Source organism: uncultured Thiothrix sp. (genome assembly GCF_937876535.1).
In the GTDB taxonomy this organism is placed as follows: domain Bacteria; phylum Pseudomonadota; class Gammaproteobacteria; order Thiotrichales; family Thiotrichaceae; genus Thiolinea.
Map to the genome: position 1 here is coordinate 370,046 of NZ_CALFHZ010000020.1, position 22,653 is coordinate 392,698.

18 protein-coding genes are annotated in these 22,653 nt (G+C 46.2%); 8 read left to right on the plus strand and 10 right to left on the minus strand.

All coding sequences use genetic code 11. The features are described from left to right. From Q0230_RS13665 to Q0230_RS13680, 4 genes are all read right to left on the minus strand, one after another. Positions 1–1,128: a Re/Si-specific NAD(P)(+) transhydrogenase subunit alpha gene (locus tag Q0230_RS13665; protein ID WP_298610715.1), complete on the minus strand. Its 1,128-nt coding sequence runs from the start codon at positions 1,126–1,128 to the stop codon at positions 1–3. 231 nt (positions 1,129–1,359) lie between these two features. Continuing rightward, the gene (locus tag Q0230_RS13670) at positions 1,360–2,865 is read right to left on the minus strand and encodes a tripartite tricarboxylate transporter permease (protein ID WP_298610716.1); all 1,506 of its coding nucleotides are present in this window, start codon (positions 2,863–2,865) and stop codon (positions 1,360–1,362) included. Further along, positions 2,866–3,366 carry a tripartite tricarboxylate transporter TctB family protein gene (locus tag Q0230_RS13675; protein WP_298610717.1) on the minus strand — a complete coding sequence of 167 codons (501 nt, stop codon included), beginning with the start codon at positions 3,364–3,366 and terminating at the stop codon, positions 2,866–2,868. Position 3,367: 1 nt separating this feature from the next. Further along, positions 3,368–4,327: a tripartite tricarboxylate transporter substrate binding protein gene (locus Q0230_RS13680; RefSeq protein WP_298610718.1), complete on the minus strand. Its 960-nt coding sequence runs from the start codon at positions 4,325–4,327 to the stop codon at positions 3,368–3,370. A 395-nt stretch (positions 4,328–4,722) separates the two neighbouring features. Here Q0230_RS13680 and Q0230_RS13685 point away from each other — a divergent pair, with 395 nt between their 5' ends. Together Q0230_RS13685 and Q0230_RS13690 are read left to right on the plus strand one after the other, a co-directional pair. Continuing rightward, positions 4,723–5,673: a DMT family transporter gene (locus Q0230_RS13685; RefSeq protein WP_298610719.1), complete on the plus strand. Its 951-nt coding sequence runs from the start codon at positions 4,723–4,725 to the stop codon at positions 5,671–5,673. A gap of 103 nt (positions 5,674–5,776) precedes the next feature. Further along, entirely contained in the window at positions 5,777–8,095 is a 2,319-nt protein-coding gene (locus tag Q0230_RS13690; RefSeq protein ID WP_298610720.1) for a hypothetical protein, read from the plus strand. A gap of 46 nt (positions 8,096–8,141) precedes the next feature. On the opposite strand, the gene Q0230_RS13695 is transcribed toward Q0230_RS13690, so the two are convergent. The 4 genes from Q0230_RS13695 to xylF form a co-directional block, all read right to left on the minus strand. Further along, entirely contained in the window at positions 8,142–9,314 is a 1,173-nt protein-coding gene (locus Q0230_RS13695) for a serine protease (protein WP_298610721.1), read from the minus strand. A 172-nt stretch (positions 9,315–9,486) separates the two neighbouring features. Continuing rightward, positions 9,487–10,266 (minus strand): ATP-binding cassette domain-containing protein, encoded by a 780-nt coding sequence (locus tag Q0230_RS13700; protein ID WP_298610722.1) that lies wholly within the window; start codon positions 10,264–10,266, stop codon positions 9,487–9,489. 15 nt (positions 10,267–10,281) lie between these two features. Next, positions 10,282–11,586 carry a sugar ABC transporter permease gene (locus Q0230_RS13705; RefSeq protein ID WP_298610723.1) on the minus strand — a complete coding sequence of 435 codons (1,305 nt, stop codon included), beginning with the start codon at positions 11,584–11,586 and terminating at the stop codon, positions 10,282–10,284. Between the two features lie 71 nt (positions 11,587–11,657). Continuing rightward, positions 11,658–12,695 carry a D-xylose ABC transporter substrate-binding protein gene (xylF, locus tag Q0230_RS13710; protein WP_298610724.1) on the minus strand — a complete coding sequence of 346 codons (1,038 nt, stop codon included), beginning with the start codon at positions 12,693–12,695 and terminating at the stop codon, positions 11,658–11,660. A gap of 180 nt (positions 12,696–12,875) precedes the next feature. Between xylF and Q0230_RS13715 the strand changes: the two genes are divergently transcribed. From Q0230_RS13715 to Q0230_RS13725, 3 genes are read left to right on the plus strand one after another with little or no spacing between them, the layout of a single operon-like run. Continuing rightward, a complete protein-coding gene (locus Q0230_RS13715) occupies positions 12,876–14,096 on the plus strand; it encodes an ROK family transcriptional regulator (RefSeq protein WP_298610725.1) in 1,221 nt (406 codons plus the stop codon). Further along, the gene (locus Q0230_RS13720) at positions 14,093–15,502 is read left to right on the plus strand and encodes a di-heme oxidoredictase family protein (RefSeq protein ID WP_298610726.1); all 1,410 of its coding nucleotides are present in this window, start codon (positions 14,093–14,095) and stop codon (positions 15,500–15,502) included. Before Q0230_RS13715 ends, Q0230_RS13720 begins: the two co-directional genes overlap by 4 nt. Next, positions 15,502–17,148 (plus strand): CRTAC1 family protein, encoded by a 1,647-nt coding sequence (locus Q0230_RS13725; RefSeq protein WP_298610727.1) that lies wholly within the window; start codon positions 15,502–15,504, stop codon positions 17,146–17,148. Before Q0230_RS13720 ends, Q0230_RS13725 begins: the two co-directional genes overlap by 1 nt. Before the next feature lie 2 nt (positions 17,149–17,150). Here Q0230_RS13725 and Q0230_RS13730 read toward each other — a convergent pair whose 3' ends face one another. Continuing rightward, the gene (locus tag Q0230_RS13730; protein ID WP_298610728.1) at positions 17,151–17,678 is read right to left on the minus strand and encodes a DUF1772 domain-containing protein; all 528 of its coding nucleotides are present in this window, start codon (positions 17,676–17,678) and stop codon (positions 17,151–17,153) included. A 79-nt stretch (positions 17,679–17,757) separates the two neighbouring features. Next, positions 17,758–18,324, minus strand: a complete 567-nt coding sequence (locus tag Q0230_RS13735; protein ID WP_298610729.1) for a Crp/Fnr family transcriptional regulator — start codon at positions 18,322–18,324, stop codon at positions 17,758–17,760. Between the two features lie 111 nt (positions 18,325–18,435). Here Q0230_RS13735 and Q0230_RS13740 point away from each other — a divergent pair, with 111 nt between their 5' ends. From Q0230_RS13740 to ligA, 3 genes are all read left to right on the plus strand, one after another. Continuing rightward, positions 18,436–19,218 carry a 3'-5' exonuclease gene (locus tag Q0230_RS13740; RefSeq protein ID WP_298610731.1) on the plus strand — a complete coding sequence of 261 codons (783 nt, stop codon included), beginning with the start codon at positions 18,436–18,438 and terminating at the stop codon, positions 19,216–19,218. Further along, positions 19,215–20,552: a 23S rRNA (uracil(1939)-C(5))-methyltransferase RlmD gene (gene rlmD, locus Q0230_RS13745; RefSeq protein WP_298610732.1), complete on the plus strand. Its 1,338-nt coding sequence runs from the start codon at positions 19,215–19,217 to the stop codon at positions 20,550–20,552. Before Q0230_RS13740 ends, rlmD begins: the two co-directional genes overlap by 4 nt. A gap of 76 nt (positions 20,553–20,628) precedes the next feature. Beyond that, on the plus strand, positions 20,629–22,638 hold the full coding sequence (ligA, locus tag Q0230_RS13750; RefSeq protein ID WP_298610733.1) for an NAD-dependent DNA ligase LigA: 2,010 nt from the start codon (positions 20,629–20,631) through the stop codon (positions 22,636–22,638). Positions 22,639–22,653 lie beyond the last annotated feature (15 nt).

Below are 22,653 nucleotides of genomic sequence, written 5' to 3' on the forward strand. Positions count from 1 at the left end.
TTAAGCACCTCCTACCAGTTTCGCGATGGCTTCATTCACAATAACGCCCTCGCGGGTCACACAAGCGCCCGCAATAATTTCATCCTTGAAATCGGGCTGATATGCGCCGTTTTTAATCAGTAAACTTAAAAAGTTCAGCAGATTCTTGGCATACATTTCACTGGCATGGACTGGCACTTGGCTTGGCACATTCAAGGGCGCGTGAATTACTACCCCATTATGTTCAATGGTTTCACCAGGTTTGCTTAAGGTACAATTGCCGCCACCTTCAGCTGCAAGATCAATAATGACAGCACCTTTTTTCATCCCAGCTACCGTGGAGTCAGGAATAATTTTGGGAGAAGGGCGACCAGGCACGGCGGCGGTCGTAATCAATACATCAGCGGTCGCGATATGCTTAGCTAATTCGTCCTGCTGCTTGCGCTTTTCGTCTTCGGTTAATTCACGCGCATAACCACCAGCACCTTCCGCACTAATGCCTAATTCAATGAATTTCGCGCCTAAGGATTGCACTTGTTCTTTGGTGGCAGAGCGCACGTCATAGGCTTCTACCATCGCGCCTAACCGCCGTGCAGTCGCAATCGCTTGTAAACCGGCTACACCCGCACCAATCACGATCACTTTAGCGGGGCGAATCGTACCGGCGGCGGTGGTGAGCATCGGGAAAAAACGCGTAGATAAATCAGCACCCATAATCGCGGCTTTATAACCAGCGACTGCGGCTTGTGAGGAAAGAATATCCATCGACTGGGCGCGTGAGATACGCGGAATTAATTCCATCGCATAGCTAGTGATCTGCTTATCACGCAGTTGCTGGATAATATCGAGATTAAGGTAAGGATTCAGTGCACCAATCAACACGCTACCACTTTTGAGTTGGGCAACTTCCTCAGCAGTTGGCGCTTGCACTTTCAGCACAATATCTGCTTGCTCATATAAGCTCTGCGCTGAGCTGACGATAGTTGCGTCTTTGAACGCGCTATCTTCAATCTGGGCAGCTGAACCTGCACCTTGCTCAATCAATACGTCTAGCCCTAACTGCTTGAGCTTGACCATAATTCCCGGATCAATCGCGACACGGCGTTCACCAGTGGCGCGTTCTCGCGGGGCTGCAATTTTCAAAGACATAAACTGTGGCTCCCAAACATTTAGGAAAAAAATTACATACTACGTAGTGCTGGTATTTGGCGCTCTAGCCTGAGATAGATAGAACATTTGATATATATCAGGCTTTTTCTGTCTCTAATAGGTTATTGATTTTGTGACCAAGAGGCTAGTGGTTTAGCGCGAAGATCGTAAAAAACCAAGCCCTCGACGTTTGAAACCTACGAGGGCTAACGGCTTTAAATCTTAAAATACTTAAGGTTTGTTTAAATAATTCTGCCGCCGCTTTAGGTAAGTGGGCACAATCAGAATGGCTAAGGTAATGATAAGTAAGCTTAAAGATACAGGGTGAGTTAAGAAAACTGTTAAGTCACCTTGATTAATTGACATCGCACGCCGGAAGAACTTTTCTGCCATCGGCCCCACAATCAAACCCACAATTAAAGGTACGACTGGAAAATCATAGCGGCGCATCACGAAACCCATTAAACCAACGATATAAAGCAGCAGTAGGTCAAACCAATTTTGCCTTAAAGCATAAGCGCCCATGGTAGCAAGTACCACAATGCCGCCATAAAGCAGTGGACGTGGTACTTTGAGTAATTGTACCCATAAGCCCACTAACGGCAGATTCAAAATTAACAGCATTACATTGCCGATATAAAGTGAGGCAATTAAACCCCAAACTAACTCGGGATTGGTATCAAACAAGAGTGGGCCAGGTGCAATATTATATTGCTGGAAAGCGGCTAACATGATTGCAGCTGTAGCTGAGGTGGGAATGCCTAAGGTCAAAAGTGGAATCAAAGTGCCAGTGACAGCGGCATTATTCGCCGCTTCAGGCCCAGCGACGCCTTCAATCGCACCTTTACCAAATTCTTTTTGAACTTCAGGTGGGGCTAATTTGCGCTCGGCGGAGTAGGACAGGAAAGTAGGCATTTCCGTACCACCGGCTGGAATCGTACCAAAAGGAAAGCCAATTGCAGTGCCTCGCAGCCACGGTTTCCACGAGCGTCGCCAATCTTCTTTGCTCATCCAAAAACGACCTGCTAAGGATTCAACGCGGGCTTTGAGATGATTTTCATAAGTAGCGGTATACAGGGTTTCGCCAATCGCGAACAAGCCCATTGCAATGACAACAATATCAATCCCGTCTAAGAGTGCGGCTGAGCCAAAAGTGAAGCGTGCTTGACCCGATTGCTGTTCAATACCAATTAAACCAATCGCTAAGCCAATCAAGAGCGAAATCACCCCTTTTAAAGGTGAGTTACCCAATACAGCGGATACGGCAGCAAAGGTTAAAACCATTAGCGCAAACATTTCCACCGGCCCTAATTTTAAAGTCAACGTGGCAATGAGGGGGGCAAGTACAGTAAGCAAGACGGTAGCAATCGAACCTGCAACGAAAGAGCCAATCGCTGCGGTCGATAAAGCAGGGCCACCCCGGCCAGCTTTGGCCATTTTATTGCCTTCGAGTGCGGAGACAATACTGCCAGCTTCTCCTGGGGTGTTTAGCAAAATCGAAGTAGTCGAGCCACCAAACATTGCACCGTAATACACACCCGCGAGCATAATTAATGCACCAGTGGGATCAATACTTTGGGTGACAGGAAGTAATAAAGCGACAGTGACTGCAGGACCAACCCCAGGCAAAACGCCAATTGCTGTACCTAAAGTACAACCGACCAATGCCCAGAGTAAGTTCATTGGCGTGAGAGCGGTAGCAAAACCCACTGTAAATAGATTATATAAACCATCCATTTAGATAACCCCCCCTGTGATTAGGGCAGGGAGATTTAAACCGAGCCACTTAAAGAGATGAAATAAACCTAAGACCAATAAAAAGGACAAGATTAAGTCGCGAATTTTGTTTTCCGTTTCAAGGGCTAAACAAATACCAAAGCATAAAATCGTACCTGCTAAAGTAAAACCAAGCGTACTAATCAGGCTCATATGCAAGATCAGCGCAGCACTAGCAATACTGAACATACGCCAATTCGGATGGGGCGTTTCATAATCGAGAGGGTGATCGGGGTCTTGGGTTTTGTCTTCAGTTTCAGGATGTTTAGAAGGGCGACTCTGTATGAACAAAATCACCCCTGTTAGCAACAAACCAGCTGCTATCACCGAAGGGAAAAACCGCGGTCCAATGCCTGCGTAACCGGTACTTTGGGACATTCCAGTAATTTGCCAAGCCATAATCAGGCCAATCAGGATTACCCCAAGGGCAATCCATTGCTCACCGGTCACGCGCTTGAGCATATCAACCGCCTATTTTCAGTTTTTTCAGGGTTTCAGCTGTGACTTTTTGCTCTTCTTCCAAGAACTTCTTGAAATCATCACCGGTCAGCATCATGTCAGTCCATTGAGAAGCTTTGGCTTTATCTTGCCAGGTGGGTGATTTAACCGCTTCTTCAACCAGTTTAATTAAAGCTGCTTTTTCCTCATCCTTAATATCAGGAGCACCAAATACTGCGCGCCAGTTCGCTAAGACCACATCCACGCCTTGCTCTTTTAGGGTGGGAATATCAACACCATCCAGCTTTTTATCGCTACTAATCCCCAAAGCGCGCACTTTTTTCGCACTAATCAAATCAGTCAATTCCCCATAGCCGCTTAGATAAGCGGTGACTTGCCCGCCTAAAATCGCTGCTTTACCTTCACCGCCGCCAGCGAAGGGAATGTAGTTGACCTTTGCGCCTTCTACACCGACTTTTTCAGCCATCAAACCAGCGATAATGTGATCGACGCCGCCAGCAGAACCACCACCAAAGCTTACCGAACCCGGATCTTTTTTCACTGCATCCATTAACTCAGTCAATGTTTTATAAGGTGAATTCTCTGGCACAACCACGACATCATATTCACCCATCAAACGCGCAATCGGTGCCACCATCGTGAAATTCACGGGTGATTTATTCGTTTCAATCGCACCGACAGTGATTGCACCTGCGACTAGTAAGGCATTTGGATTGCCTTTTTCATTATTAATGAATTGCGCCATCCCAATGGTGCCGCCAGCACCCGCTTTATTCTCAACGACCACGTTTTTGGCTTGCCCATTGGCTTTTAACGCATCCCCTAAAGTACGGGCAATGGTATCCCAGCCACCACCTGGGTTAGCGGGTGCCATGATTTTGAATTGGTCGATTTCAGCATGGGTGAGGCTCAAAGGCGCTAAAGCAAGTAAACAAGTAGCAATTAAGCGGGGTAATCTTTTCATAGGTGCATTCTCCTCGTATGTAGTTATATGCCAACTTAGTCATAAGCCTCTTGAGTTAGACAGCAAGAGTGCTGTTCAAGAGCGACTGGTCTCCTCCAAGCTGCACGCACTGATTAGATACCTTGTTGCTCAAAGGTGTCAAGCAGGTACGATTAATACAGTTTTGCCCCTTTTAAATACTTTTTTGAAACCATTGAAAATTCAGTGATTTATTTGGGAGCTTTTAATCTAAAGCGCTTTGAAATAATGCTAGTTTTTAGCCTGTAAGCTGCTTTATAATAAGCGGATACTTAATTCATAAGCCCTAACAGCTCTTAGTTGTTGGGGCTTTCTTCTTTGGCGCAGGGCTTAAGTTTGGCGGATAAGCACTGCTAGATGACTTATTAGCTAATATCATGACTTCTAAAAACAATTCTCAAGTTTTACGCGGCTTACTCATTTCTTTATTGGGCTATGCGATCTTTTCGGCACATGATGCTCTAGTCAAAGTACTGAACGAATATTCAGTGTTTCAAATAATTTTCTTTGCGATGCTGTTTAGTTATTTGCCGTTTTCATTGGCGCGTATTACTGATGCTCGGCCCTTATCCTTGCGACCAGTACATCCTTGGTTAGTCTTTACTCGTGCAGCTTTAATGGTCGGGGCTTTATGCTTTGCCTTCCTCGCTTTTTCGATGTTACCGATGGTGCAGGTTTATGTCTTATTGTTCACCACACCTGTATTAATTTCTTTATTAGCGGTGCCCTTTTTAGGGGAGCGCTTACAAGCAGTACGTGGGACTTTGATTATTTTCGGTTTAATTGGTGTACTGGTAGTGCTAAGGCCAACACCACAACGTTTAGAGCTAGGTCATCTTTTTGGTGCCTTATCAGCGTGCTGTGGTGCAGGGGCGGCGGTGATTTCTCGAAAAATTGGCCGTGAAGAAATCTCTGCAACACTCATCCTTAGTCCGTTAATTTTAAATATTATACTTTCAGGTGGTTTATTGTATTTTGTTTATAAGCCAATGGAATTATTGGATTTATCTCTGATGTTTTTATTAGGTGTTTTTGCTTTATTAGGTCAGCTGTTCATCCTGACTGGCTATCGCAGTGCACCTGCAGCGGTCGTAGCCCCTATGCAATACAGTCAAATTATCTGGGCGATTATTTTTGGCAGCTTATTTTTCAAGGAGTCAGTGGATACTTTGACGATTGTAGGTGCAGGAATCACCATTACTGCCGGTATTCTGATGGTTTGGCGCGAAAGTCGGGTTTCTATCAACCAACCCGTGCTGCGGAGTCGGAATATGCGTAGTGTGGGTTCGGGGCCTTTGCCCAGTTTTGAATCAGAGAACTGCCATTAACTAGGTTTCTGCATGGCGAAAGATCAATATCTGTGCCAAAATTCCCTAGATACGTCTAACAGTGGTGCAGCGCTGTCTTTTGCCAATAGGAACAATGATGAACATGGAAGAATTGGACAAAGAGATATACAAAAAACTGGATACTAATGTATATCTTACGGCCTCCGATAAGCAGTCGCTGAAGAATATTCTTCTCGGTCTCCAACAGCGTTTAAGTGAGCGCGATGCTTTCGTGCAGAACATGACTGGTATTCTCTTAGAAAAAGATGGTCATGTGCGTGTGCGTGATGCACGGATTGATGAGCGCGATACCCAATTAGCCAAACTCAGTTCCCTATTAATTGAAAAAGACGAATTAATTGCTCGGCATGCGCGTGAATTAGCGGCTAAAGAAGAGCTCATGCAAAAACGTGATGCTCATTTACAAGCTAAAGATGAACAGTTACATCAGCGTGAAGGCTTATTACAAGGTAAGGAAGAGCGGATTAAAGGCTTAGAAAATAAGCTGATTACTTACGAAAAACTGATTCAAGAAAAAGAAACTTTAATTGAACAGCGCGACCGTAATATGGAGGATAAAGATCGTTCTCTCTTGCGGTTTGACCAAGCGGTGCAAAATAAAGATCGTTTGCTGCAAGGGCGTGACGAAACCATTTCTAAAAAAGAACAGCAAATTCAAGAACGCGATCAGCTCATTCAAGAACGTACCCGCCAAACTTTAGAGCAAGAAAAATTAATTAAAGAACGTGATCATCAAATTGCTAAACGTGATCAGCATTTGATGGAACGTGATCGCCAAGTGGCTGAACGGGATTTGCGAGTTGAAGAAGTTCAACGCCACATGGAAGCAACCAATACCTCCTTGCAAGAGCGCGAAGTCTCCATTAAAGAGCGTGAACAGTGGTTAGTCACTAAAGAAGAATTAATTAGCGAGCGTGATCAACGCTTAGTCATTCAGCAAAAACAATTAGAAGCACGGGATTTAACGGTTTACGAGCGCGATAAGCAACTCACAGAACGTGATCAAGCTTTAGCTGATCGAGATCGGAGTATTGCAGAGCGCGATCAAGCGATTTTGACCCGTGATCAGAAAAATTATGATTATTTAGGTTCGATTGAAAATCTTGAGGATCACCTTCAAGACCGTGATCTACAAATTACGACCCGTGACCGACAGTTAGCGCTACGTGATGAACGTATTCAGAAAACGGACCAGGATGTAATCGAACGCGATAATCAACTCAAAGAACGCGACAATCAATTAAAAGAACGTGATCAGAGTTTAGCGGAGCGCGAGCAAACAATTCATGATCGAGATTTATCGATTCGTGAACGTGACCAGCGCATTACGGCGCAAGATTTGCAATTGCGTGAGCGTGATAAGCAAATTCAACTGCGCGATTCACAAGTTAAAAGCCGCGATGATACGGTCAAAGAGCGTGATACGCATATTCTTGAGCGCGATCACAGTATTATTGCTTTAAATGCACAGTTGCAAGAGCGCGATGAAACGGTAGCTGGACGTGATAAGACTTTATCCGAACGCGATGCTTCTTTATTGCAACGGGATGAAAGTATTCAAAAGCGTGATCAGCAAATTCTCAACCGGGATAGCTCAATTAAAGAGCGTGACCAAAGTCTCACTGAGCGTGATAGGCAAGTGACTACTTTAGGTGAGCATCTAAAAAACCGCGAAACCACCATTGGTGAGCGCGATGAGGAAGTGCGGCGGCGCGATGAGCAAATTCGTAATTTGCAGCTTGATGTGCATATGCGCGACCAAAGTTTGGCTGAACGTGATGTACAACTGCAAATCCGCGATCAAACTATTCAAGATCGTGATGAAATGCTGGCTATGCGTGAAGAAACCATTGCCGAACGTGATGCGGCGATTGCTGAACGTGATGCCCAGCTCGAACAACGTACTAAAGATTTACAGCGCCAAGAAGATATTGTGCGTGAACGTGATGCCGCGATTGCTGAACGTGATGCAGCAATTGCCGAACGTGACCGTCAAGTAGAAAAGCGTGATAGTCAATTAGCAGCTCGCGAACTAGAGCTAAAAGAGCGCGATAATTCCTTACGTTTACGCGATGCGACCATTCATGATCGTGATCAATCGATTGTTGCTAAAGAAGCTCATATCCGGCGGCGCGATGAAAAGATTCAAGAACTCACGTTGCATATTCAACATTTAGATGGTGAGTTGGCGGCCTTGCGTGCCCAAATTGCACATCGTGATGATCAAGTCCATCAGCGCGATTTAATTATTGGCCAGCGTGACCGTCAATTAGATAAGTTGGATAAAAGTGTAGTGAAATATGTAGGCTCTACCCAAAGCGTCTTCATTAAAGGCACTCTGGCCGGTTTAGTGAGTAGCTTTATCTTCTTCTGGGGTTTACGCCTGCTTGAGATTATTTAAGGCTTTGGCAGCTATATTTCTATAAGCTGCCATTTTCATTCACCGTTTATTGATCACAATAACCTAGTTGCTTAAAAGTCTGAGGACTACCTTCAGGCTTGGCTGCACAAATTCTATTTAACAAAGCCGCAATATTTCCCGCCCCAAAGCCGCCATAATCGGCTAAAGGGTAGCGCTTATTTTGCGTGAACTGTGATGAGTAGTTATCTTTAGGTTGATTCGGATCAACAGTGCCCCAAGAGGTAACGCCAACTACTACATTAGCAATCGCTTTATGTCCTTTATTCGCACCTTCACTAAATTTAGGATTTTGATAGCCAAAATTGACTAACCAAGGCCCACCACTTGAGCCGCCAGTAAAATTACTACCCTGATACAGTTGATGAGCCTCACTAATAGTCGTTAGATAAGTGGGGCCGTCGCTACGTTGTAAAATCTCACCATTATCTAATAAGCCAGGGTAGCCTAAAGTAGTGACTGCTGCTGTCCACAAATTGCCGGTCTTTTTGCTTTTGGAAAAAGAGTAGTTATTCCAGCCATAATTCAAATGCCCGCCGACTACTTCACTAATAAACTGCTCAGATTTATTTTTACCTACAATCATGACAGCTAAGTCATTATCGACAGCAGAGCCATCACCTACGTCATTACCCCTTGACCAAGTGGTCGACCATACAGCAGCAATCGGTGTCCATTCACCATAGGGGCTACTACCACGATAGCTGGCTGGGCGAAACACATAGGAATCGAAGTGGTCAGTCCCAGCACCATAAAATTGCATACAATGTGCAGCGGTGACGATGACACCTTTTAGAATGACGCTCGCCGAGCAAAAGCTATCCATGCCATAGACTTTGAAATTGAGTTTCCCAATAGCACTATAAGGAAAGGTAGCACTCAGGTAAGCATTGGAGTTAGGATCAACGGCTTGAGTCGTTGCTGCAGAAACCCGCTTAGAAGTATAGGGGACTGTAAAGTTACCAAAGGCTCGGGTTGCAGTAGTTTCACTAGAAGCACCCGCTTTATAGCGAGTTTCAGCAGACTCCGGTTCAAGCTCTGCGGTATCGGGAGCGGCTAGTTTATTAGAGTGGGCTTTGGCTGGCAGGCTTTCAGACCCTGAACTAAATGTGGTAGACGGTGGGTAAAAATACACGGTATCTAGATCTGCTGCTAAAGCAGCTAGCGGTAGGCACGCAGCTATTAAGAGAATTTTTTTCATTGGAGTAAACAGCCTTGTTGAATAAAAAAGATAAGATATTGTGGAAATGCTCACCAGAAAGCGCAAGTGAATAATTAAGGGTTGAGGGCTTAGACTAGAGTGAAGGATGATATTAAAAAAAGCTCCCTAGCTAATACCAGCAGCTAGGGAGTACAGGAGAAGCACTGTTAAACTAATGCGTAGCGCCTGGCCCTGGGATAGCCCCGGGAGGGCATTTACCTAGAATGATCATGCCAAGAACTTCGTCTTTTGTCACATCACTCACATGGGCAGTCCCTACTACTTGACCGTTTTTCATTACAGTCACGCGATCAGCTAAATCAAATACATCATGAATATCATGGCTAATCAAGAAGATACCGATTCCATCCGCTTTGAGTTGTTTAATCAACTCACCCACTTGAGCCGTTTCTTGTGGGCCTAAAGCCGCGGTTGGTTCATCCATAATCAGGATGCGCGCATTAAACAGAATCGCCCGGGCAATCGCGACCGATTGCCGCTGACCACCCGATAAAGCCTTAACGGGTTCTTTAAAGCGCTGGAAGCGCGGATTTAAGCGTCCCATTACTTTACGTGCTTCTGCCTCCATCGCTACATCATCTAACGTGCCCCAACTGGTTTTTAATTCCCGTCCGAGGTAGAGATTGGCAGCCGTATCCACATTGTCAGCTAAAGCTAAGGTTTGATAGATGGTTTCAATTCCATAGCTTTTAGCATCGCGTGGATTGTTAATGGTTGCTTCAGTACCATTAATTAAGATTTGCCCGCCATCACGTTTGTAAGCACCGGAAAGAATCTTAATAAAAGTCGATTTACCTGCACCATTATGGCCTAACAGTGCCACTACTTCACCTGCGTACAAATCAGCCGAGGCATGATCTACTGCATGAATCCCTCCAAACGAGATGGAAACATCGCGCATTTCAACCAGAGGTGTTTTTGCTTCAGTCATCTTGTTTACTCCGGTTTAAGCGGTACGCTTGCGATAAAGGGTATCAACCCACACTGCAATCACAAGTACAATCCCGACCACAATATTTTGCAAGGGGGTATCCACGCCCAGCAAAATCATCCCCGATTGTAAAGATTGCATGAGCAGAGCACCCAGCATAGCGCCAACAATAGTCCCTGAACCCCCTGCTAAAGATGTACCGCCAATGACCGCAGCGGCAATGACTAGGAGCTCATCTAAAGTTCCTAGTGCATTGGTCGCTGCGTTCAGTCGCGCGGTGGAAATCGCAGCAGCAATCGCACATAAAATCCCCATCAGAATGAAGATTTTCATGGTAATCCAGCGGGTATTAATCCCAGCTAATTCTGCAGCTTCAGGGTTACCGCCAATCGCATAGACATAACGACCAAAGCTAGTACGATTGGAAATAAAGGTCATCACTAAGGCAACCACTAAAGCAATAATCACCGGTACAGCTATGCCGTGGGCGATAAACAAACCACCTTCAGGTACAGCAAGATTATTGGCTTGTGCGTAATCGGCGGCAATTTTGGCAGGCCAAGGATAAGCATTGAAAATAGCGATAATCCCCAAAGTAATCGCACAACCTAAGACTGCCAAGAAAATCTCTGCCCACATCGGGCGTAAAGGAAAGTTAAAACGTAAGCGTTGACGACGGGTATTAATAATCGCAGCTACAATGCCAATACAAAGCACTAGGCCGATGATCCAGCTTGCAGTCGCACCAATCGAACCGAAAGGGCCACCGCCCATTAAGCGGAAGGTTTCATCCATCGGCGCTACGGTACGTCCCGAAGTGACCCACCATGCAGCACCCCGCCATACTAGGAGTCCACCTAAAGTGACAATAAACGCAGGTACACCTAGGTAAGCAATAATATAGCCATGAAAAGCACCAATGGCCGCACCAATTAGAATCCCCACACTGAGGGCAATCAACCAAGTCACTGGATTTTCTAAACCCACTAGTTTGGGTAGCAGTTCAACTTGGGTCACCGCCATAATCATGCCCACAAAGCCCAAAATTGAGCCGACGGACAGGTCGATATGGCGGGTCACAATAATTAACACCATGCCTGTGGCCATTACTGCAACTGAAGCAGTCTGCACAGACAGGTTCCATAAATTCCGTGGGGTTAGAAACAAGCCATTCGATAAAATATTAAATACAAACCAAATAACCAACATGGCTCCGACCATGCCTAGCATGCGGGTATCGAGTTCTGTGGCTTTGAAAAACTTGGCAACTGGACCTAGCTCACTCGCACGAGCTTTGTCGGTAACGGTAATGGTACTCATAGCATCATCCTTAAAACCCTCTTCTGTAGAAGAAGAGGGTAGTCATCACTCAATCAAGCTTGATGCTTTCCTTACTTACAAGCAGCTAAATCGCCTTTCACGCCTTGGCAAACGACATCTTTCTTCACCCAACCGGCATCAATCACCAGATTCAGATTATCTTTGGTAATTGCAACCGGTTTTAAGAAAATAGCGCTCATTTCAACTTTATTAGGGCCATCTGCCCATTTCATGACATTAGGTACTTCAGTCATTTTCTTACCATCGGCTAACATGGCGGCGATTTCAGCAGCATTTTTTCCCAGTTCACGCGAGTCTTTCCACACAGAAACCGTTTGCGTACCTAGAGCAATACGATTTAAGGCAGCATGATCACCATCTTGCCCAGAAACCGGTACAGAACCAGCTAAACCTTGAGCAGCTAGGGCAGCAACCGCACCGCCCGCAGTACCATCATTAGACGCAACGACGGCATCCACTTTATTATTGTTAGCGGTCAGAATTTGCTCCATGTTCTTTTGCGCATTTTCTGGCTTCCAACCATCCGTATAAGCCTCACCAACATTTTTCACTTTGCCACTATCAATAGCTTCTTTTAGAACTTCCATTTGACCGGAGAATAAGAAGTCAGCATTAGGATCTGCAGAAGAACCTTTAATAAAGGCATAGTTGCCTTCGGGTTTTGCGGCAAATACAGCTTTAGCTTGTAAGCGCCCGACTTCTTTATTGTCGAAAGTGATATAGAAGGCATCTTTGTTTTCAATTAAGCGGTCATAGCCAATCACTGGAATACCTTCAGCGGCTGCTTTTTCAACTGCAGGCCCAATTGCACTGGCATCTTGCGCTAGAATAATCAGTGCATTTGCTTTTTGTGCAATCAAACTTTCAACGTCAGTTAATTGTTTAGAAGCTGAACCTTGCGCATCAGCAGAAACATATTTGTCACCTGCGGCTTCAATGGCTGCTTTCATCGCGGCTTCATCAGTTTTCCAACGTTCTTCTTGGAAGTTTGACCAAGACACACCAATGATTTTGTCTTTAGCGAAGCTTGGGGCGGCTAAACCCGCTAAAACCATAGCACTCGCTACTAAAACAATAGACTTTTTCATGTGATCTCCTCCAAAGAGATAGGTAAATTGATGCTTTGTTTGCTTGTTGACTATTTTATTTTAAGTCTCGAAAAAAATAGTGACGCAAAAAAAAACCTGTGTCAATATACTTTTTAAATGAATTTATAGGCTAGTAGATGGATTTAGTTTGCTAGTCAAATTATTTAGGGAGGGTGATCGATGCCTACATTAGTCCGCACGGATGATGTAAGACGCCAAAACACACGTTCAATTATTCAGGTGCTGAGACGGCATGGCTCGGTCTCACGGACTGAAATTGTAGAGCACACCGGTTTATCACCTGCTACGGTCTCCACGATTACATCCACTCTTATCACCGACGGCTTGTTGTTAAGTCGTTCCGAACAGGGGCAAAGCCAAGACACAGTGAATCGGCGCGGCCGTCCACGGGTGACTTTAGCGCTGAATCCACAAATCGGTTGTATTGTGGTGATGGTGATGTCTATTAATAAACTCACTGCTTGGCTACAAGATTATTCAGGACAGGTGTTAGCAAAGGCAGACGATCATTTTGAATCACGCTCAGCTACTACGGATGATTTTGAACATTATCTATTGCGGATGGTGACACGCTTAATGAGTCAGCAGAACGGGCATCCCATTCCTCTACGTTATATTAGTTTAGGTGTGCAGGGGGTGGTTGATGCTGGCGGGCAAACTATGCTTTGGTCACCAATGACTACCTTACTGAATTTGCCTTTGGGTGAAATGCTGCATAAAGCTTTCAATGTCCCAGTTTGGGTGGCTAATGACAGCAATATGGCTGCTGAGGCTTTACATTGGCAGGATTCACAACGGTTTGGTGATGATTTTGCAGCGATTATTTTAAGCTCAGGGATCGGGATGGGCTTAGTATTGAAGGGGAAGCGTTTTATTGGTCGACAATCCTCCGCCGCTGAATTTGGGCATATGGTACATGCCATGCAGGAGGGCGCGTTATGTCGCTGTGGCCAATATGGTTGCGTGGAAGCTTATGTCGGTGATTATGCCATCTGGCGTCGGGTTTCCGGTTTGCCCGAAACTAGCCCACCGGTGAATGAAATTGATCCTATGGCCATGATTGACTTAGCACGCCGTGCCCACGAGCACGAAGGGGTCGAACGTGAAGCGTATCGAGAAGCAGGTCGGGCTTTAGGTAAAGCCTTGCGCAGTTTGTTCGCTTTAATTGATCCCATCACGATAGCCTTTATTGGGGGCGGTGTGCGTGCCTTCGATTTAATGGAGCCAGAGATTCGTAAAGCCTTACGTCACAATGGCAATATGTTGGAAGCCAGTGATGTTAATTTGTACTGCTATGAGGATTCGCAAGCCTTAATCCACTTGGGTTGCGCGATGACTACCTTGCAAACTTTAGATCGTACTTTAGGAGTGAGTGAGTGAAAGCTGTTTGGTTAATCGCTACGCTCCTTGCTGCCAGTAGTCCTATAGCAGCAAACGCTGACAATGAGCCTTGGTTAGATCAACATTTACAAGCTAATTTCCAAGTACCTAATGGCGTAGCTTCTGCAGAAGACTTAGAGCATATTCGCGACTATGGGGAGCGTTTATTTATTGCACGCTTCACTCGCGAAGAAGGTGCAGGGCGACCCAAAGCCACGCAAGCGATTATCCCAACTAAACGTAAACGGGTCAGTGAATTTACCTTTAGCCGTACTGCGGGCTTAGATGCTGCTGCTTGTGCAGGCTGTCATAATGAACCTAAGGTTGGTGGTGCGGGCGATTTTACGGCGAATGTTTTTGTCTCTGAAGGTTTTGTGAATGCCGATTTTGATAGCCTCGAGCCACAATTCTCTAATGAGCGTAATACCAATCATCTATTTGGTGCGGGCTTAATTGAGCTATTAGCCCGGGAAATGACCACTGATTTGCATAACATTCGGGTACAAGCTTTAAAAGACGCGCATAGCACTAAGCAGCCTGTGAAAGCCGAACTGCTAACTAAAGGAGTATCTTATGGATTTATTACCGCACAGCCTGATGGGGTTGTAGACCTCAGGGCTATCCAGGGGATTGATACTGATTTAATTATTCGCCCCTTTAGCCAAAAAGGCGTGTTTGCTTCTTTGCGCCAATTCACGATTAATGCGCTGAATCAGCATCATGGCATGCAGGCGATTGAACGCTTTGGAGCGCGTTGGACGGGTGAAGACGACTTCGATGAGGATGGAGTTAAAAACGAACTGAGCCCTGCGGATATTTCAGCCTTAGTCGCTTGGCAAGCAAGTCTTCCGCCGCCTTTGCAAAAGCAACCTGAAGATTTGCAATGGCAACAAGCTGCCGCTGAGGGTGAAAAGCTTTTCCATAAAATTCAATGTGCTAGCTGCCATATTCCCGCTTTACCTTTAAAGAGTTTGAACTTCACTGATCCGGGCTTATGGGATACAGCGGGTACTTTGCGCCAAGGAGAAAATGCTCAAGCTCGAGTAAGTTATGATTTTGCTTTACAAAACTGGGCTAAAGGGTTGAAGCGTAATGAAAAAGGTGAATTTTTAGTGCCACTGTTTGGGGACTTAAAGCGCCATGTGATTGCGGATGAGCAAGTAGCCGCTTTAGGCAATGAATTGCTTTCCCAGCGATTTGTAGAGCGTGATCAGTTTATGACTTCTGAATTATGGGGGATTGCTTCTACCGCACCCTATGGCCATCGTGGTGATCAACTGACTTTGAATGAGATTATTCGCGTACATGGAGGTGAAGGTCGGGCAGCACGCGATGCTTATCTTGCACTCACTGAGGCTGAGCGTTCCTCTCTCATTGCCTATCTAAAAACGCTGGTGATCGAATAATGCGAGCTTTAAAATCTTTATGCCTAGCCAGTTGCTGCCTGCTAGCACCCGTATTGTCGGCTGAAGAGCCAGCTAAAACTATGCCAATGATGGATATTCCCTTGATGCAGAATGAAACTGCAAGCGCCGGCATTGATCAACAATACACAGGACCTTGGGAGTTTTTTGTTGGTGGGGGCTTAGCGGTATTAGATTGCAATCAAGATCGGCTGCCTGATGTGTTTATTGCAGGTGGCGAGCAACCCGCTAAACTTTACACGAATGCTAGCAAGACTGGCGAAGCTTTAGTGTTTAAGCCACAAACTTTAACACTTGAAGACAATGATCTAAAGCAAGTCACCGGCGCTTATCCACTCGATATTGATAATGATGGCTTTCAAGATTTGGTGTTGCTGCGAGTAGGGCGCAATATTCTCTTAAAAGGTGGCGAGAACTGTAGTTTTACTAAAGCCAATAAGCTGTGGAATTATGAGGGTGGCAATGCTTGGACAACAGCTTTCGCGGCGACTTTTGAAAAAGGCCAAAATTATCCGACTTTAGCCTTTGGCAATTATGTGGATCGTTCCGCACCCGGTTCGCCGTGGGGGACTTGCCATGAAAATGATTTATTTCGCCCTAGCTCTAAAGATCAGCCTGATTACCATGAACGCACCGCGTTAGCCCCGGGATTTTGTGCTTTGTCGATGCTCTTTACGGACTGGAATAAAAGTGGTGAGCCATCTTTACGTATTACCAATGATCGCCAATATTATCGTGAAGGGGAAGAGCAGCTGTGGCGCATCCCTGCGGATAATCCACCCAAGCTGTATGGGCGTAATGATGGCTGGCAGCGTGTCTTGATTTGGGGAATGGGGATTGCTGAAGGTGATTTAGAAGGCGATGGCTTTCCTGAATATGCGCTAACTTCAATGGGTGATACACGCTTACAAGTTTTGGATGATGAAGCAGAAGAAGATCGGCCGATCTATAAAGATATTGCTTATGAGCGCCAAGCCACGGCGCACCGCCCGTATATTGGCGAGGATTTAAAGCCGTCGACAGGCTGGCATGCTGAGTTTGATGATGTGAATAATGACACTAAGCTCGATTTATTCATTGCTAAAGGCAATGTCGAAGCGATGCCCGATTTTGCGGCCTTTGACCCGGATAATCTCTTGCTTGGGCAGTGGAATAAAAAGTTTTACGAAGCAGGACATGAGGCTGGGATTGATCTAGCGCGGCGCGGACGTGGTGCTACGCTGCATGATTTTAATGCGGATGGTTTACTCGATCTGATCGTAGTCAATCGTAAAGACCCTGTGAGTGTCTTTCGTAATTTGGGCGCGAAAACCACTCAAGGCACACAGCCTATGGGCAATTGGTTAGAGATTGAGCTTACACAAGTAGGTACGAATCGTAATGCGGTGGGGGCAACGATTGCGATTAAAACCGGCGTACCTTCGCAAATTCGGCGGATTCAGGTCGGGGGTGGGCATGCTTCGGGAGAATCTGGGTTCGTGCATGTGGGCTTGGGGGTGGCTGAGCGGGCAACAATCCGCATCCAATGGCCTGATGGCCAGTGGAGTGCAGAATATCGGGTGTTTGCGAATCAGTTTGTCCTGATTAAAAAAGACGATCCACAAGTGCGCTATTGGTATCCGCAGTAGGCTTATCGAGTAGCTTCAGCTTTGGAATATGGATTGAGACTACGCAGTAACAAAGCGGTGAGGCTCAAAACAAAAACTAGGGCAGAAATGAACACTCGACCTGTATTAGCCTCATTCCAAGCTTGCCGGGTAGCTTCCCAATCACTAGGCAGCAGCTCTGGATTCCACGATTCGGTGTAGTAGTTTAGTGGTAAGTTGATGAATTTAGTGAAGAGAATTATGCCAAGCACATAGAGTAGGGCTGCACTTGCCAGCAGCCAAAAACTTGGCGAGCGATAGTGGCGGTAATTTAAGAGCAGGGCTAGCACAGCAACGACTGCACTGCCGAAAAAGAAACTGAAAAACATCGCATGCCGTACATTTACATTAAATAAAGACTGTACGCGCGCATAACTAGCCCCATCAAGCTGGGCAGTGGCTAAGTTGACATTAAAGGTATAAGTCCAGAAAAAGCCTGCCATGATGCCAAACATAAGAATGGCTAGAGCAAGGCTAGTGTTTTCTAGCAGAGTATAGGGGCGGGTTTGCATAGTAGGGTTCATCCTAATCATGAAGATGCCTACAGTATTTCTGAGTTTCTTCAAGCTCACCTTATCAAATGATAAGAGCTTAAAGTTTATTTAAACTTGTGCGCAAACGCGACAAAGATACATCGGTCATCCCCAAATAACTGGCTAACTGCACCAAAGGTACACGCTCAGCGAGTTCAGGCTCACGCTCGCAAAAAGCTTGATAACGTTCTTTAGCGGCTAGGCTTAAAAGATCATGTTCGCGCTGTAATTTATGATCGACCAACTGGCTAAGGAAATGACTTTGTAGCTGTGTCCAAGTCTGTTGGGTGCGCAAAATAGAGATGAATTGCTCCGCAGAACATTGCCATAAACGACAAGGTTCAATGCAGCTAATGCCAAATAGTGAGGCTTGCTGCTGCATATTTGCTGTCAGTGGGCAAATCAATTGGCCTTCGCGATAAAAGTTTTTATTAAACTCTTTGCCATCCGGCCGCAGGAAATAGAGGCGAATCAAGCCGGTTTCAAGTAGATAAACCTGCTGCCAGTGTTCATTCTGGCGTAATAGGGCTTCGCCACGTTTATAGTGCTTGAGGCGAAAGAGTGGTTTAAGTAAAGCCAGTGTTTCGGCGCTTAAAAACGGGCAGGCGCTTTGTAAGAGTTGCATAGTTAGCATAGGTGCTATTGTGCAAACCCGCAGCCAAATCACAAGAGCTTTTCCTCTAAACTGTGGCTTGTTGTATGATGAGCCACCTTTGCACTGGCAGGATTTGAGGCTATGAACACGCTCGTTTTTGATATTGAAACTGTCCCCGACGTTGAAGGTGGACGCAAGCTCTATGAATTGGGCGATTTGGATGTGAGCGGTGTTGCTAAAGCCATGTTCCATTTACGTGCACAAAAAACGGGTGGTTCGGAGTTTTTAGCCCATCATTTGCAGCGTATCGTCGCGATTTCTGTGACCTTCCGTGGGCGCGGTGATGAGTTTAAGGTCTGGTCTTTGGGTGATGAAAAAGCCAGTGAAAAAGATCTTATCCAACGCTTTTTTGATGGAATTGAGCGCTTTACCCCGACTTTAGTATCGTGGAATGGCAGTGGTTTTGACCTACCCGTGATCCATTATCGAGCGATGCTGCATAAGATTGCAGCACCCCGCTATTGGGATCTGGGCGATGACGATAGCAGTTTCAAGTGGAATAACTATATTAGTCGTTATCACCAGCGCCATACTGATTTAATGGATGTACTGGCTTTGTACGGTGGGCGCGCTAATGCACCTTTAGATGAATTAGCTACGCTTTATGGTTTCCCTGGCAAAATGGGCATGGATGGCTCGAAAGTTTGGGAAGCCTTTCAAGCCGGTAAAATTACTGAAATCCGTAATTATTGCGAAACCGATGTGCTAAATACTTGGCTGGTTTATCTGCGCTTCCAGCTGATGCGTGGGCAGATTGATGCTGAGCGTTATGCCAGTGAAGGCGCTTTAGTGCGTAAAGTGTTGACTCAATCAGGGAAAGCGCATTTGCAGGCGTTTGAAGCGGCTTGGGAGATCGGAGCATGAGTCGTCGTCAACACAAACCCCGTGGTGTCCAAAATAGCCCTCTCGTTGAGGCCGAAATCACCGCCTTAACCTTGGAAGGTAAAGGTGTTGCGCGGGTCGATGGTAAAACAGTATTCATTGACGGCGCTTTACCCGAAGAAAAAGTTGCTTTCCGCTATACCTCTTACAAAGCGAACTATGATGAAGGGCGAGTGGAAACGGTCTTAACCGCTTCACCGAATCGGGTCGAGCCTAAATGTCAGCACTTTGCGATTTGTGGTGGTTGCAGTTGGCAACATATTTCACTAGATGCACAGATTCTCTATAAGCAGCAGATTTTACTCGATAATTTGCAGCATATTGGCAAAGTTCAGCCTGAAGCTGTCTTTGAGCCTTTGACCGCAGATGGTTGGGCGTATCGGCGTAAAGCCCGCTTAGGGGCGCGTTGGGTGCGTAAAAAGCAGCAAGCTTTAGTCGGTTTTCGGGAAAAAACGGGTGGCTTAATTGCCGAAATTTCTCGCTGCGAAGTGCTGCACCCTTTAGTGGGTGAACGGATTACCGAATTACAGCAGCTTGTAACTAGCCTAGATGCGCGTGAAACTCTGCCGCAAATTGAAGTCGCAATTGGTGATGATGAAATCGCTGCTTTAGTCGTGCGCCATATGGAGCCTTTGTCGGCAGGGGATACCGAAAAGCTGCTGAACTTTGCCCGCGAATTTAAGTTTGAACTCTATCTACAATCCGCTGGTCCGCAGACCGTGCAGAAGGTATTCGGTGAGGGTGAGTTGTTTTATGCCCATCCATCATTTAATACTCGCGTGCAATTCGCGCCTTTAGATTTTATTCAGGTTAATCAAGCCTTAAATCGCAAAATGGTGATCCGTGCTTTGGAGTTATTAGAGCTAAAATCAACGGATACCGTGCTAGACCTATTCTGCGGTCTGGGGAATTTCACGCTGCCTTTAGCGCGTCAAGCGGCTCAAGTGATTGGGGTCGAAGGGGATCAGGCGATGGTTGAACGTGCCCGTACTGCAGCACATGCCAACGATATTCAAAACACCGACTACTATGCCTGCAATTTAATGGCCGAAGATTTGAGCAAAGAGCCTTGGCTCAAACGCACTTATGACCGAATTTTGCTAGACCCACCAAGGGCGGGCGCGAAGGAAATCATTCCGCATTTAGGTAAATTGAAAGCCGAGCGCATTGTGTATGTCTCTTGTGATCCAGCCACTTTAGCGCGCGATGCGGGTGAGTTAGTGAATAATCAAGGCTATAAACTCGTCGGGGCGGGAGTAATGGATATGTTCCCGCATACGGCGCATGTGGAATCGATAGCGGTATTTGCGCGTTAAATCGGTGCGGCTAACTGGTTTTAGCCGCTTTGCGTATAATCAGCTCCAACTAATATAGTCTAATAAGGTGCTTCCAATGCCCAGCGTATCAGAACAAATCGAAGCCTTACGCACCCAAATTCGCCACCACAATCATCTGTATTATGTACTCGATGATCCGCAAATTCCTGATGCGGAATACGACCGTTTGTTTCGTGAGCTGCAAGCTTTAGAGACTGCACATCCTGAGTGCATCACTTCCGATTCCCCGACCCAACGTGTGGGTGGTGAGGCTTTAAGTGAGTTTGGTAGCGTGCGCCATGAGTTGCCGATGTTGTCTTTGGCGAATGTATTTAGTGAGGAGGAGTTGGCTAACTTTGATCGGCGCATTCACGAGCGCTTGAAAGATGAGGGCGAGCTCGAATATGTCGCTGAACCAAAGTTGGATGGTTTGGCGATTAGTTTGCTGTACGAAAATGGTGTATTTATACGCGCAGCAACGCGGGGTGATGGCGAAACGGGCGAAGATGTCACTGCGAATGTGCGCACCATTCAGTCGATCCCTTTGCGTTTATTGGGTGATGATTATCCAACGCGCTTAGAGGTGCGCGGTGAGATTTATATGCCGAAAGCAGGCTTTAATAAACTCAATCAGCGTTTAGCGGCTGAGAATTTAAAAACCTTCGCCAATCCACGGAATGCGGCAGCAGGCAGTTTGCGCCAACTTGATCCACGCCTGACCGCGCAACGCCCTTTGGAAATGTTTTGCTATGCGATGGGGATTGCCGAAGGCGGTCAGCTTCCTGAGAAACATTACACTATTTTGCAGCAGTTTAAGGCGTGGGGTTTGCGGGTTTGTCCTGATATAAAAATTGTGCAGGGCGCGCAGGGTTGTATGAGCTATTTCAATGAAATTGGTGCAAGACGTGCGCGTTTGCCTTATGACATTGATGGTGTGGTCTACAAAGTGAATGCGCTCAAAACCCAGCAAGAATTAGGTTTTGTCAGCCGTGCACCACGCTGGGCGATTGCGCATAAATTTCCCGCCCAAGAAGAAATTACTGAATTGGAAGCGGTGGAGTTTCAAGTCGGGCGCACGGGAGCATTAACGCCGGTGGCACGCTTAAAGCCGGTGTTTGTTGGTGGTGTCACGGTAAGTAATGCCACTTTGCACAATATGGACGAAATCGAGCGCAAAGATGTGCGTATCGGTGATTTTGTGATTGTACGCCGGGCGGGTGATGTGATTCCTGAAGTGGCGCGGGTGCTGCTAGATAAACGTCCCCCAAGTGCACAGGTAATTATTATGCCTGCGCAATGTCCGGTGTGTGGTTCTGAAGTTAAGCGCAGTGAAGCGGGGGCAGTCGCACGTTGCACGGGTGGCTTATATTGCCCTGCACAAGTCAAAGAAGCGATTAAGCATTTTGCCTCACGCCGCGCAATGAATATTGATGGCTTGGGCGATAAATTAGTTGAGCAGTTTTTTGAGCAAGGCTTAATTCGTCATGTAGATGACTTGTATCGCCTAACCAAAGAGCAATTAGTCGCCTTGGAGCGTATGGGTGAAAAATCAGCGGACAATGTCCTTGCCGCCTTGAATGCGAGTAAAAATACCAGCTTAGAGCGCTTTATCTATGCACTGGGAATTCGTGATGTGGGGGAGTCGACCGCCAAAGCTTTAGCGCGTCATTTTGGCTCACTCGAAGCCCTGCAAGCGGCTAGTGAAGAAACGCTAAAATTAGTGCCTGATGTCGGCCCGATCAGTGCCGCGAGCATTACCCAATTTTTCAAAGAAACACATAACGCCAACACGATCAATCATTTACGCGAATTGGGTGTGCACTGGACAAACTACGAGGCCAAACCAGCGGAAGCTCTGCCCTTAGCCGGTAAAACTTATGTGATCACTGGCACACTCAGCCGCCCGCGCGAAGATATTAAAGCCGATTTAGAAAACTTGGGCGCGAAAGTGTCGAATAGTGTCTCTAAGAAAACCACCGCTTTGATTGCGGGTGCGGAAGCGGGTTCTAAATTGGAGAAGGCGGAAAGTTTGGGGGTGCTCGTGTTGGATGAGACTGGTTTGGCTAGCTTACTAGCTAATAAATAATACGAGTCTATTGAT

What these genes read in the sequence shown, in the direction of transcription:
- Q0230_RS13685 (WP_298610719.1), top strand. Translation starts at nt 4,723, where the DNA reads ATGACTTCTAAAAACAATTCTCAAGTTTTACGCGGCTTACTCATTTCT.
- xylF (WP_298610724.1), bottom strand. Translation starts at nt 12,695, where the DNA reads ATGAAAAAGTCTATTGTTTTAGTAGCGAGTGCTATGGTTTTAGCGGGT.
- Q0230_RS13700 (WP_298610722.1), bottom strand. Translation starts at nt 10,266, where the DNA reads ATGACTGAAGCAAAAACACCTCTGGTTGAAATGCGCGATGTTTCCATC.
- Q0230_RS13690 (WP_298610720.1), top strand. Translation starts at nt 5,777, where the DNA reads ATGGAAGAATTGGACAAAGAGATATACAAAAAACTGGATACTAATGTA.
- Q0230_RS13675 (WP_298610717.1), bottom strand. Translation starts at nt 3,366, where the DNA reads ATGCTCAAGCGCGTGACCGGTGAGCAATGGATTGCCCTTGGGGTAATC.
- Q0230_RS13715 (WP_298610725.1), top strand. Translation starts at nt 12,876, where the DNA reads ATGCCTACATTAGTCCGCACGGATGATGTAAGACGCCAAAACACACGT.
- Q0230_RS13680 (WP_298610718.1), bottom strand. Translation starts at nt 4,327, where the DNA reads ATGAAAAGATTACCCCGCTTAATTGCTACTTGTTTACTTGCTTTAGCG.
- Q0230_RS13735 (WP_298610729.1), bottom strand. Translation starts at nt 18,324, where the DNA reads ATGCAACTCTTACAAAGCGCCTGCCCGTTTTTAAGCGCCGAAACACTG.
- rlmD (WP_298610732.1), top strand. Translation starts at nt 19,215, where the DNA reads ATGAGTCGTCGTCAACACAAACCCCGTGGTGTCCAAAATAGCCCTCTC.
- Q0230_RS13705 (WP_298610723.1), bottom strand. Translation starts at nt 11,586, where the DNA reads ATGAGTACCATTACCGTTACCGACAAAGCTCGTGCGAGTGAGCTAGGT.
- Q0230_RS13670 (WP_298610716.1), bottom strand. Translation starts at nt 2,865, where the DNA reads ATGGATGGTTTATATAATCTATTTACAGTGGGTTTTGCTACCGCTCTC.
- Q0230_RS13695 (WP_298610721.1), bottom strand. Translation starts at nt 9,314, where the DNA reads ATGAAAAAAATTCTCTTAATAGCTGCGTGCCTACCGCTAGCTGCTTTA.
- Q0230_RS13730 (WP_298610728.1), bottom strand. Translation starts at nt 17,678, where the DNA reads ATGCAAACCCGCCCCTATACTCTGCTAGAAAACACTAGCCTTGCTCTA.
- Q0230_RS13725 (WP_298610727.1), top strand. Translation starts at nt 15,502, where the DNA reads ATGCGAGCTTTAAAATCTTTATGCCTAGCCAGTTGCTGCCTGCTAGCA.
- Q0230_RS13740 (WP_298610731.1), top strand. Translation starts at nt 18,436, where the DNA reads ATGAACACGCTCGTTTTTGATATTGAAACTGTCCCCGACGTTGAAGGT.
- ligA (WP_298610733.1), top strand. Translation starts at nt 20,629, where the DNA reads ATGCCCAGCGTATCAGAACAAATCGAAGCCTTACGCACCCAAATTCGC.
- Q0230_RS13665 (WP_298610715.1), bottom strand. Translation starts at nt 1,128, where the DNA reads ATGTCTTTGAAAATTGCAGCCCCGCGAGAACGCGCCACTGGTGAACGC.